The sequence below is a fragment of the Micrococcus sp. EYE_212 genome, from assembly GCF_023147585.1.
GTDB lineage: Bacteria > Actinomycetota > Actinomycetes > Actinomycetales > Micrococcaceae > Micrococcus.
In genome coordinates, this window is record NZ_JAHXOZ010000001.1 from 98,183 (window position 1) to 109,974 (window position 11,792).

Annotated in this window: 8 protein-coding genes; 5 read left to right on the forward strand and 3 right to left on the reverse strand. The window is 72.8% G+C overall.

Annotated elements, in window-relative coordinates:
- Positions 1–77 precede the first annotated feature (77 nt).
- Both KZX60_RS00515 and ftsY read right to left on the reverse strand, forming a co-directional pair.
- Complete coding sequence (locus KZX60_RS00515; protein WP_248115071.1) at positions 78–1,367, reverse strand: ammonium transporter; 1,290 nt, start codon at positions 1,365–1,367, stop codon at positions 78–80.
- 235 nt (positions 1,368–1,602) lie between these two features.
- A complete protein-coding gene (gene ftsY / locus KZX60_RS00520; protein WP_248115072.1) occupies positions 1,603–2,841 on the reverse strand; it encodes a signal recognition particle-docking protein FtsY in 1,239 nt (412 codons plus the stop codon).
- Between the two features lie 39 nt (positions 2,842–2,880).
- Between ftsY and KZX60_RS00525 the strand changes: the two genes are divergently transcribed.
- On the forward strand, positions 2,881–4,188 hold the full coding sequence (locus KZX60_RS00525) for an MFS transporter (RefSeq protein WP_248115074.1): 1,308 nt from the start codon (positions 2,881–2,883) through the stop codon (positions 4,186–4,188).
- A gap of 42 nt (positions 4,189–4,230) precedes the next feature.
- Here the strand turns inward: KZX60_RS00525 and wecB are convergent, their stop codons facing one another.
- Positions 4,231–5,376 carry a UDP-N-acetylglucosamine 2-epimerase (non-hydrolyzing) gene (gene wecB / locus KZX60_RS00530; RefSeq protein ID WP_248115075.1) on the reverse strand — a complete coding sequence of 382 codons (1,146 nt, stop codon included), beginning with the start codon at positions 5,374–5,376 and terminating at the stop codon, positions 4,231–4,233.
- A gap of 191 nt (positions 5,377–5,567) precedes the next feature.
- Here wecB and KZX60_RS00535 point away from each other — a divergent pair, with 191 nt between their 5' ends.
- The 4 genes from KZX60_RS00535 to KZX60_RS00550 are packed head-to-tail and all read left to right on the forward strand — an operon-like array spanning position 5,568 to position 11,790.
- Entirely contained in the window at positions 5,568–6,452 is an 885-nt protein-coding gene (locus KZX60_RS00535) for an ABC transporter permease (RefSeq protein ID WP_248115076.1), read from the forward strand.
- Entirely contained in the window at positions 6,449–7,327 is an 879-nt protein-coding gene (locus KZX60_RS00540) for an ABC transporter ATP-binding protein (protein ID WP_248115077.1), read from the forward strand. Before KZX60_RS00535 ends, KZX60_RS00540 begins: the two co-directional genes overlap by 4 nt.
- Complete coding sequence (locus KZX60_RS00545) at positions 7,324–9,213, forward strand: hypothetical protein (RefSeq protein WP_248115078.1); 1,890 nt, start codon at positions 7,324–7,326, stop codon at positions 9,211–9,213. Before KZX60_RS00540 ends, KZX60_RS00545 begins: the two co-directional genes overlap by 4 nt.
- 18 nt (positions 9,214–9,231) lie before the next feature.
- Positions 9,232–11,790 carry a glycosyltransferase gene (locus KZX60_RS00550; protein ID WP_248115079.1) on the forward strand — a complete coding sequence of 853 codons (2,559 nt, stop codon included), beginning with the start codon at positions 9,232–9,234 and terminating at the stop codon, positions 11,788–11,790.
- Positions 11,791–11,792 lie beyond the last annotated feature (2 nt).

Consider the following 11,792-nt stretch of genomic DNA (forward strand, 5'->3'; position numbering starts at 1 on the left):
GTGTCGGCGTCGTGAAGACCGCCGGGCGACGCCGTCATCCGACGACGTCGCCCGGCAAGCCTAGCAACCGTGGCCGCTCAGCCCGCTGACCGCTCCCCGGCGTGGGCGAGCGCGTCGGCCGGGACGGGCACGGCGCCGAAGCCCACGTCGTAGGCGGTCTCGGAGTGCAGCGTGACGTCCACGCCCCGCTCCTCGTCCTCGGCGCTCACGCGCAGGCCGAGGGTGGCCCGCAGCGCGAGGGCGATCACGGCGGTCACGACCGCCGTGAACACCACGGCCACCACGACGGCGACCGCCTGGGTGAGCAGCAGGGACGCGTCACCCCCGTAGAAAAGGCCCGCGGGTCCTTCGGAGGGCAGGGCGAAGAAGCCGATCAGCACGGTGCCGAGGATGCCCGCGGTGAGGTGGACGCCGACCACGTCGAGCGAGTCGTCGAAGCCGAGCCGGTACTTGAGGTTGACGGCGAGCGCGGACGCCGCGCCGGAGACGAGGCCGATCACGATCGCGCCGACGGGGCTCACGTACGCGCAGGCCGGGGTGATGGCCACGAGCCCGGACACGATGCCGGAGGCCGTGCCGATCGAGGTCGGGCGGCCGCGGCGCAGCCACTCGACGACGATCCACCCGAGCATGCCGGCCGAGCCGGCGGCCAGGGTGGTGATCCACACGAGCCCGAGCTGGTGCTCGCCCTGGGCGGCGCCGCCGTTGAAGCCGAACCAGCCGAACCACAGGATTGCGGCGCCCAGCATCACGAAGGGCACGTTGTGCGGGCGGTGCGCCGGGTCCACGCCGAAGCCCTTCCGCTTGCCCATGAACAGCGCCAGCACGAGCGCGGCCACGCCGGCGCTGATGTGCACCACGAGGCCACCGGCGAAGTCGAGGGCCTCCCCGAGGCGAGAGCCGATCGCGCCCTCCTCGGAGAGCAGCCCGCCGCCCCACACCATGTAGGCGAGCGGCGCATAGACGAGGCTGACCCACACGGGCACGAACACGCACCACGTGGCGAAGCGCGCCCGGTCGGCCACGGCGCCGGAGATGAGGGCCACCGCGATGACGGCGAAGGTGGCCGCGTAGGCCGCGGGGATCAGGTTCCCCTCGGCCATCGCATCGCTCAGGCCGAGGTCGGAGAGGGGGTTGCCCACGAGTCCCAGCCAGCCCGGCTCATGGGTCATGCCGTAGCCCCACAGGACCCAGACGACGCCGATGAGCCCCATCGAGACGAAGGACATCATCATCATGTTGAGGGCGGACTTCGCGCGCGTCATGCCGCCGTAGAAGAGCGCCAGACCCGGCGTCATCAAGAGGACGAGGCCCGCGCTCGTGACGGTCCATACCGTTCCGGCATCCAGGGTGGTCGGGTCGTTCATCGCTGCACCTTCCGGTCGGGCCCCCGGACGGCAGTGCGGCGACCGATGCCCGGAGGCGTCGTCGCCCGGCCCTGTCGGGCCGATGCCGTGATCCTAGGCGCAGGGGCGGCGCACTGCCCGACCCTGCCGTTTTGTGACGCCACACACGCCTCTGTGACGCCACGCATGCCCGGCCGAACGGCGACGGGGCCCGGACCGCGCGTGCGGTCCGGGCCCCGTCCTCGGGCGGCGCTGCTCAGTCGGCGAGCAGCGCGTCCACGAAGCCTTCGGCGGTGAAGGGCGCGAGGTCGTCCGCGCCCTCACCCAGGCCGATGAGCTTGACCGGCACGCCGAGCGTGCGCTGGATCGCCACGACGATGCCGCCCTTGGCGGTGCCGTCCAGCTTGGTGAGCACGATGCCGGTGACGTCCACGACCTCGGCGAACACCTTCGCCTGGGTGAGGCCGTTCTGGCCCGTGGTGGCGTCCAGGACGAGGAGGACCTCGTCCACGGCGGCCTGCTTCTCGATGACGCGCTTGATCTTGCCGAGCTCGTCCATGAGGTTGGCCTTGTTCTGCAGGCGGCCCGCGGTGTCCACCAGGACGCAGTCCACCTCCTGCTCGATGCCCGTCTTCACGGCCTCGAAGGCGACGGAGGCGGGGTCCGCGCCCTCGACGTCGGACTTGACGGTCTCCACGCCCACGCGGGCGCCCCACGTGGCGAGCTGCTCGGCGGCGGCGGCGCGGAAGGTGTCGGCCGCGCCGAGCACCACGGTGCGGTCCTCGGCCACGAGCACGCGGGCCAGCTTGCCCACGGTGGTGGTCTTGCCGACACCGTTGACGCCCACGACCATGGTCACGGCCGGGAGGTCGTTCTTGCGGGTGGCGGCGATGCGGCGGTCCAGCGAGGGATCGAGCATGGCCACGAGCTCCTCGCGCAGCAGGCCGCGCAGCTCCTGCGGGTCACGGGTGCCGGCCACGGTCACGCGGGCCTTGAGACGGTCCACGAGCTCCATGGTGGCGTCCGTGCCGAGGTCCGCCATGAGCAGCGTCTCCTCGATCTCGTCCCACACGTCGTCGTCGATGCGGTCCTGGGACAGCAGGGCGAGGAGGGACTTGCCGAAGACGTTGTTGGACTTCAGCAGGCGCGCCCGCAGGCGGGCCAGGCGCGTGCCGGCGGCCTCGGGGCGCTCGAGCTGGCGCGTGGTCTCCGGCTCGACCTCGACCGGCGCGGTCTCAACCGGGGCGGCCTCGACGACCGGAGGCGCGGCGTGCCTCGGGGCCTGGACCCCGGGCTCGGCGAGCTCCGGCTCCGCCACGGGGGCATCGAGCACGGCGGTGGACCCCGAGGCCTGGACTCCCGGCGCGGGGTCGTCCGCATCACGCAGGCCCGGGTAGGCGCCCTTCGGCGGCGCGGGGCGACGATCGAGGAATCCGACGAGGACGGTGCCCACCAGCAGGGCGATCACGACTGAGATGATGAGGGCGATTTCCACGAGGCCAGTCTGTCACAGCGGCGTGGGATGATGACGGGCATGCCGCCCTCCCGTGACCGCCGACCGTCCCGACCACCGCTCCCCCGGGACGTCAAGGTGCTGGTCGCGGCGGCGTTCGTGATCGCCATCGGGTTCGGCATCATCGCCCCGCTCCTGCCGCAGTACGCGAGCTCCTTCAACGCGTCCGCGACGGCCGTGGCCGCCGTCGTCTCCGCGTTCGGGCTGACGCGGCTCCTGTTCGCCCCGCTCTCCGGGCGCCTGACGAACCGCCTCGGCGAGACGCCCGTGTACATGACCGGTGTGCTGATCGTGGCCGCGTCCATGTTCCTCATCGCCTTCGCGCAGACGTTCGAGCAGCTGCTGCTCTTCCGCGCCCTCGGCGGCGTCGGCTCCACGCTGTTCACGGTGTCCGCCATGGCGTTCCTGGCGGCGAAGTCACCGCCGACGATGCGCGGGCGCGTCTCCGGTGCGTACGCCTCCGCCTTCCTGATCGGCAACATCGTGGGGCCGATCGTGGGCTCCGCCCTGGCGGTCTTCGGCTTCCGTGCGCCGTTCCTGATCTACGGCACGTCTCTGGTGATCGCCGCGGGGATGGTGTTCGTCCTGCTGCGGGACACGCGGCGCGCGGACCGCGGCACCGGCGATCCCCGCCCGACGATGCCCCTGAAGGAGGCGTTCGGCCTGCCGTCCTACCGCGCGGCGCTCGCCTCGTTCTTCGCGAACGGCTGGGCCACGTTCGGCGTGCGCAACTCGGTGATGCCGCTGTTCGCCGGCACCGCGTTCGCGGGCACGGCGCTGCTGGGGTGGCCGGTGGACGGGGCCTTCATGGCCGGCCTCGCCCTCTCCGTGTTCGCGCTGGGCAACGTGGTCGCCGTGACCTTCTCCTCTCGACTCTCCGACGTGCACGGCCGCAAGCCGCTGATCCTCACCGGCCTGCTCACCATGGCCGCCACCACCGGCGTGATCGGGTGGATGCAGTCGCCCCTGCTGTTCCTGGTCGCGTGCCTGCTCTCCGGAGCCGGCACCGGCGTGCTCAACGCCCCGCAGCAGGCCGCCATCGCGGACATGGTGGGCCAGGGCCGCAAGGCCGGGCCGGTGATGTCCGCGGCGCAGATGTCCGCGGACCTCGGTGCGATCGCCGGTCCACTGCTGGCCGGCCTCGTGGTGGACCACGCCGGCTACGGCTGGGCGTTCGTGCTCACCGGCGGTGTGATCCTGCTCGGTGCGCTGGCCTGGACCCGCGCCCCCGAGACCAACGTGCCGGTCGCCCCGGGCGGACCGCGCACGGGCTCGCTGCCCACGATCATCCCGCCGGACGTGACTCCGGCGCCGCGCGACCACGTCTGACCGCCCAGACGCCGTCGGCGTCGGGCGGCAGACCGCCGGGGCTCAGGCGCCGTCGAAGGCGGGCAGCCGCTCCCCCACACCCAGCAGCTGCGCGATCCCGGACACCGTCCTCTCGGCCGCGCGGCCGTCGCCGTAGGGATTCACCGCCGTGCTCATGGCGGTGTAGGCCTGGGGGTCCTCGAGGAGGCGGGAGACCTCGGAGACCACGAGCTCCTCGTCCGTGCCGATCAGCCGGACGGTCCCGGCGCTCACGGCCTCGGGGCGTTCGGTGTTCTCCCGCATCACGAGGACGGGCTTGCCCAGCGAGGGCGCCTCCTCCTGCACCCCGCCCGAGTCGGTGAGCACCACGGTGGCCGCCGAGAGCAGGTGGGTGAACTCGCCGTACGCCAGCGGCTCGGTGACGAGCACGTTCTCCAGGCCCTCGAGGTGGGGCAGGATCGCCTCGCGCACCACGGGGTTGCGGTGCGCCGGCAGGACGAACGACACGTCCGGGAAGCGGGCCGCGAGCCGGGCCAGTGCTCGACCGACCCCGCGCATCGCATCACCCTGGTTCTCGCGGCGGTGCGTGGTGACGAGCACGATGCGGCGCCCGGACGACTCGAGGGCGGCGAGGCGCTCGTCCTCGAACGGCACCTGGGCCCGCACGGCCTCCAGGAGGGCGTCGATCACGGTGTTCCCGGTGACGTAGACGTCCTCCTCCGCGACAGCCTCGCGCAGCAGGTTGTCCCGACTGACCGAGGTGGGCGGCAGGTGCAGCGCGGCGATCTGGCTGGTGATCTTCCGGTTCGCCTCCTCCGGGAACGGGGACATGATGTCGAAGCTTCGCAGGCCCGCCTCGGCGTGGACCACGGGGATCTGGCGGTTGAACGCGGCGACGGCGGCCGCCGTCGAGGTGGTGGTGTCCCCCTGCACGAGGACGGCGTCAGGGCCGACCTCCTCCAGCACGGCGTCGAGGCCGGCGAGGGTGCGGGCGAAGACGCCGTTGAGGGTCTGGCGCGGCTGGATGATGTTGAGGTCATGGTCGGGGACGATCCCGAAGAGCTCATTGACCTGGTCCAGCATCTCGCGGTGCTGTCCCGTGACCGTGACGACGCAGTCGAAGCGGTCGTCCGCCTGGAGCGCCTTCACGATGGGCGCCACCTTGATGGCCTCCGGTCGGGTTCCGTAGATGGGCATGACGATGGGCACGGGGGATCCTCTGGTTGCGTGGGAGCGGAGCGCCGCGGCGGGCCGCACAGGCGGCAGCCCACGGGTGGCAAGGGTCCAGAGCTACGAGTCTACTGACGGCTCGCGCCCTGGTCCGCCTTGGTAGGATCCGACGGATGCAGCGGGCCCACGTGGGGCCCTGCCCCGCACTCAGGCAGAGAGGACGCCCCGGCATGGCCGCACCCGGTGGACACCGTGACGGAGGCATCGCCACCGTGAACGTGGACGCGTCCGAACTCCGCAGGGTGGGCGCCCGGCCAGGGCTGGCGCGCTACATCGCCTCGCTGTGGGACTACCGATCCTTCATCCTGTTCGACTCACGGTCCCGCATCGCAGGCGCCGCGTCGGTCAACGCCCTCGGCCGACTGTGGATGGTGCTGAACCCCATCCTCGATGGGGCCGCCTACTTCGTGATCTTCGGCGTCCTCCTGGGGACGGGCCGGAGCATTCCGAACTTCATCGGATACCTGATCATCGGCGTGTTCATGTTCCGGTACACGTCCCAGGCCATCACGGCGGGCTCACGGTCGATCTCCGGCAACCTCTCGATCGTGCGTGCGTTCCAGTTCCCCCGGGCGACATTGACGATCGCGACGAACCTTCGTGAACTTCTCCTGTTCCTGCCGACGCTGATCGTCATGATCGTCCTGATCCTTCTCATCCCACCGGCAGAGGAGATCACGTGGCGGTGGCTCCTGCTCATCCCCCTCCTGGCCCTGCAGACGCTCTTCAACGTGGGCGTCTCGCTCCTGTTCGCGCGAGTCGTCGCCCGCTGGGCGGACTTCGCCAACCTGATCGCCTTCGGCACGCGCATCTGGCTGTACTTCTCGGCGGTCTTCTTCAGCGCCAGCCGGTTCGAGAACGCCCCTCCCCTGGCGGCCGTCATGCACCTGAACCCCATGTTCTGCGTCCTGGACATCGCCCGCGACAGCCTCATCTACGCCCGGGACGCCGACCCCCTGCGGTGGATCGTCCTGGGCGCCTGGACGGCGGTGGTCCTCCTCGTCGGCCTCGTCGTGTTCTGGAACGCCGAGGAGCAGTACGGAGAGGACCGATGACCGAGACCGCAGAGACCGTCACCCCGTCCGTGGTCGTCGACCAGGCGGGGATGACCTACACCGTGCGCTCCGCCGACGCCGTGCACAGGGAGGCGGGCTTGCTCTCCCGGCTGAAGGGGACGCGCGGCGTCCGCACCAGCAGCGTCGAGGCACTGAAGCCGCTCTCGCTCATCGTGGAGCGCGGTGAGTCCGTGGGTGTGATCGGCACCAACGGCTCCGGCAAGTCGACGCTCATGAAGCTCATCACGGGACAGATGCGCCCCACCACGGGCCGCATCTACGCGACCAGCACCCCCGTGATGCTCGGCGTCAACGCCGCCCTCGTCAGTCAGGTGTCCGGCTCGGACAACATCCTCCTCGGCTGCCTTGCCATGGGGATGAGCCGGGACGAGGCCCGGGAGAAGCGCGCCGCCGTCGTGGAACTGTCAGGACTGGACGAGGCAACGCTGCAGCTGCCGCTCAAGGCCTACTCCTCGGGCATGTCCGCCCGGCTCCAGTTCGCGATCGCGACCTCCGTCGACCCCGACATCCTCGTCATCGACGAGGCGCTCAACACAGGAGACGCGCAGTTCCGGGACCGCACCCGCGTGCGCCTCGACCGCCTCCGGGAGCAGGCCGGCTGCGTGTTCCTGGTGAGCCACTCCCTCGGCACCATCCAGGAGATGTGCACCCGCACCATCTGGATCGAGAAGGGCGTCCTCACCATGGACAGCGAGCCCCGCCTCGTGGCCCGCGCTTACGCCCGCTATGTGAAGACGCTCATGCGCGACCCCGCCGAAGCGCGGAGGATCCTGGACGCCGAACGGGAGATCGTCCGGCAACCGCAGATCACCTGGGTCGGCGGCGAGCCGCCCTCCGGGACGACGGCGGCGTGAGCCGGACCGCGGTGGAGGACGCCGCCGTCCGAGCCCACCGCTGGGCAGACCGGTGGCGGACGCGGGGCGAGGTCCTCGCCCGCCGCACGCTGGACGGGTTGGACGACGCCGGACGGAGGGCGTTGAGTCAGGCCCGCCGTGTCGTGGGCAACGACGTCCCGCGCGTGGCGTGGCGCAACGCCTCCGACCCCCTCGCGGACGCGTCCGCGGAGAGCCTGCAAGACGGTCCGTTCCCGCTGCCCGCTGCACGCTCCCTGGTGCGGGCGCTGACCCCGGCCCGCAAGCCCTCCCTCGACGCCTACGCTCCGCTCGGTCCCCGCGAGCCAGGCGAGGCCGGCCGGCTGCTCGTGCCCGTGGGCCTCGGAGACCCGGGGTCGCCCGACACCGGGGCGGTGCTGGAGCTCCTCCGGACCCGGGCCGCCCTCCTCGGGGCAGCCACCCCCTCCGGCTCCGCCCCGCGCGCAGCCACTCCTCACACGGTGGTGGTGACCGCCCCCGGCCGACGCGGCGACGTCGTACACTCCCTGACCGCCCGGGAGCGTCGGGCGGTCCTCGTCACCGAGGCCGGTCCCGGCGACGCGGGCGATCTTCTTGCCGCGGCCCTCGGGCTCGTGGACGCCGTCCTCGTGCCCGACCCGGCACGAGCGTGCGCCTCTCTGCTGGACGCGGCCGCCGCGCGAGGCCGCGCCCTCGTCGGCCCCGAGCTGGCAGGCTCCACGTGGGAGCCGCTTGTGGATCTCGGACGTGCCGCGCGGTGCGCATGGGCGATGTCCCGGACATCCGAGGGGGCCCGCCCGGGCGCGTGGCGGGTGGAACGCGACGGCGCCCTCGTCTCGCGCGGCGATGCCGCGCCACGCGCCGACGTCGGGCGCGAACCCCGGCGCGTCGTGGTGGCCGGGCACGACCTGAAGTTCGCCGATCCTCTGGTCGACCGCCTCCGCGCGGACGGGCACGAGGTGCGCATCGACCAGTGGACCGGGCACGCACGCCACGACGTCGAGAAGAGCCGGAGTCTCGCCGCGTGGGCCGATGTCGTGCACTGCGAGTGGAGCCTCGGCAACCTGGCGTGGTACTCGCGGCACCTGCCGAAGGGGGTGCGCCTGACCAGCCGCCTCCACCTCCAGGAGGCGGCCACTGACTTCCCCCGCCGCGTCGCCCACGACGCTCTGGACTCCTGGGTGTTCGTCGCGCCGCACGTGCGGTCCCAGGTGCTGAGGGACACGGGCTTCCCAGCTCGGCGCGCGCCCTGGATCCCGAACGCCGTCCGGATCCCGGACGCCGTGGACCCGGCCGCCAGAGCGGCCGAGAACGAGCGGCGCTTCGTCCTCGGGCTCGTGGGCGTGCTGCCACGCCGCAAGGGCCTGCACCGCGCCCTGGACGTGCTCGCCGACCTGCGTGCGGACGACCCCCGCTACCGGCTGCGCGTGCGCGGACACCATCCGCGGGATGTCGCCTGGATGACCGCGCGCGCGGACGAGCACGGCTACTACGATCGCCAGCTGCGCCGCATCGCCGAAGACCCGCGGCTGACGGGCGCGGTGAACTGGGACCCTCACGGACCGGACATGCCTGCGTGGTACGGCTCAGTGGGAGTGGCCCTGTCCACCTCCGACTTCGAGTCGTTCCACTTCACCCTGCCGGACGGCGCGGCGCAGGGGTGCGTGCCACGCTCCCTCGCGTGGGCCGGGGCAGACGCCCTCTACCCGGGCTCGTGGCTGTGCCCCGACGAGGCCTCCCTCTCCGCATCGATCCGCGCGGCGACGGCGACGCCGGAGGCCTGGCGCTCGGCCCGGGAGGACGCCCACGGCTTCGTGGCCTGTGCGTATGCTGAGGAGACCGTCGTCACGGCGCTCACGAGAGAGGTGGTCGGCGGACGGACCACCTGACCTCGGCCCGAGGAGATCATGCCACTCCCCCGCTCCACCTCCGACCGTCTCCGCATGGCCATGCTCGTGGGCAACCACGTGTCCGGAGACTCCAGGGTCGAGAAGTCCGCCGCCTCGGCGGTGCGGGCCGGCTACGAGGTCGTGGTGATCGGCGTCCGCCACCGCACACGCCACGCCCTCGACCGCTACGGCTCGGTGCCGATCCTGCGTGTGCCCGTCCCCTTCCGCCGCCACGCCGCATGGGTGACCCTCCACGCGGGTCCGCACGATGCCACCGACTGGGCCGCGGTCCTCGCGCCGGACGAGGCCACCGCCATGGTCCGCGCCGACGCCCGGCGTGACCCCGGCCTCGCCCAGGCCGCGGCGCGCGGACTCGCCCCCCACGCCCTGCCGGACGGCGTCCGCGGACGCGTCGGCGCGCTCGCACGGCGCGTCGACGCCGACATCCTCGCCCGGGTGACGCCGGACGCGTCCGCGCCCTGGGCGGCGCGGGCGCGCCGCGCGGCGACCACGGCCCGTGCCGGGCTGGCCGGCGGCTGGCGCCACGTCTGGCCCCTGACGTCCGACTACGAGGAGGGCTTCCTCCGGGTCCTGATCGACCTCGAGCCGGACATCATTCATGTGCACGACCGCCATCCCCTCCCGGCAGCGGCGGCCTACTCCCGCCTTCGGGCGGCCCGCGGCCTGCCCCACGCCCCCTGGGTGTACGACGCCCATGAGTGGCTCCCGGGGCAGATGATGCCGGGCCCGGTGGACCAGCGGATCGGCTGGAAGGCGGCGGAGGCCGAGCTGATCCACGCCGCCGATGCCGTGATGACCGTCTCGGACGAGCTTGCCACGCGGATGCAGGCCTACCACCGGCTGCCCAGCCTGCCGGGGACGGTGGTCAACGCGCCGTGGAGCACCCGCGCGCCCATGGATCCCCTGGACCGTCGACCTCTCCGAGAGGAGTGCGGACTTGGCCCCGACGTGCCGTTGCTCGTGTACATGGGGAAGCTCGCCGAAGTGCGCGGCATCCTGACGGCCGTGGATGCGCTGCCGCACCTGCCGGGCGTCCACCTCGCCTTCGTCGGCTCCGCCGATGTCAGCCCGCGGGAGGCGCTGCGCGATCGGGCCGCCGCGCTCGATGTGGCAGGGCGGGTCCATATCGTCGACTACGTCCCGTCGGCGTCCGTCACGTGGTACGTGTCCTCGGCCACGGCCGGACTCAGCCCCCTGCTCCCCACACCCGCCCATGAGAGCGCGGTGGCCACGAAGCTGCGCGAGTACCTGCAGGCCGGTCTGCCGCTCGTGGTCTCCGACCTCCGGGAGCAGGCACGGTTCGTCCGGGAGCAGGGGGTCGGCACCGTGGCGGCGCCTGGCGACGGTCGCGACCTGGCGCGGGCCGTGAAGGAGCTGCTCGCCGACCTCGAGCGCTACCGGGACGTGGTCGCGTCGGCCGAGGTGCAGGACGCCCACCAATGGGAGGGCGCGGAGCGGCAGCTCCACGCGGTCTGGCGATCCCTGCTCCCTGGCTCGGACGAGGCGCTGCCCGTGGAGACGGCCCCAGACCCCGGGGAGCGGGCACCTGAGACCGGCCTGCTCGTGGTCGGCACCGGCCCCACCGCCCTCGCGCTCGCCGACGCATGGCCGGCGGAACGCGGACCGGCACGGCGCCGGGATCCTCAACCGGCCGGTGACGGCCCGGGGCTGGTCGCGGACGGTCCCGCGGCTTCGTGGGAGATGCTCTCCCGCTCAGTCCGGGAGGATCGACGGTACGGCGCCGTCGTCTCCACGGGCGAGGGCCCGCTGTACGGGCGCGCCGGGGGAACCGCGGCGGCGGAGCTGCTCGCGCTGCGGGACCGTGGACACCGTGTCGCTTTCCTCGCCGGGGACCTGGCTCTGCTCGAACCCGACGAGATCGCCACCACCGTGCCCGGCCATCCGTGGATGGAAGTCGTCGGGGATCTGCGCGCCCGGCTGGAGCGCCGGATCCGTCGCGCGGCGAAGCCGTTCGCCGAGGCCGTGGACGCTGGTCTGCCCGTCTTCAGCCACCGCCGCGTGGAGGCCGCCCTCCTCCCGGGGGTCTCGTGGCTCCCAGAGCCCGTCGCCGTCGAGCCCGGCGCCGTTCCTGGGCCGGAGCAGGCCGCGCCCTCGGTGCTCGTCCTGCCGGGCGATCGGACGGCTGCGGAGGCGGCCGCGGTCGCAGAGCTCGTCCGAGTCCTCGAGGAGCGCGGCGTGGCCGTCGAGTCGCCGTCCGCGGCGCGCTACCGGCGCCGGCCGAGCGCGTTCCTGGGCCAGGTGGTCCTCGCACCCCTGCACACGGGCGAGGACGGCGCTCCGGTGGCACGGGCACTGGCCCTTGGGTCGTCGGTGGTCACGGGTCCCGTCCAGGTGCCGGACGGCACCGAGGCACCACCCTGCGAGAAGGCCGACGATGCCACCCTGGTGGGCACGGTGCTGAGGCTCCTCGGGGAAGATGCCTCGGCCCGGGCGCATCGGGCGGAGGCGGGACGCGGATACCACACCCGCGTCCATTCCCCCGCTGCCGTCAGCGAGCGGCTCGAACGGCTGCTTGCGGCGTCATTCGACCGCTGACG

Excerpts from the sequence above, each read along its gene's own strand:
- KZX60_RS00515 (WP_248115071.1), bottom strand. The coding sequence starts at position 1,367 with ATGAACGACCCGACCACCCTGGATGCCGGAACGGTATGGACCGTCACG.
- KZX60_RS00525 (WP_248115074.1), top strand. The coding sequence starts at position 2,881 with ATGCCGCCCTCCCGTGACCGCCGACCGTCCCGACCACCGCTCCCCCGG.
- KZX60_RS00535 (WP_248115076.1), top strand. The coding sequence starts at position 5,568 with ATGGCCGCACCCGGTGGACACCGTGACGGAGGCATCGCCACCGTGAAC.
- KZX60_RS00540 (WP_248115077.1), top strand. The coding sequence starts at position 6,449 with ATGACCGAGACCGCAGAGACCGTCACCCCGTCCGTGGTCGTCGACCAG.
- KZX60_RS00550 (WP_248115079.1), top strand. The coding sequence starts at position 9,232 with ATGCCACTCCCCCGCTCCACCTCCGACCGTCTCCGCATGGCCATGCTC.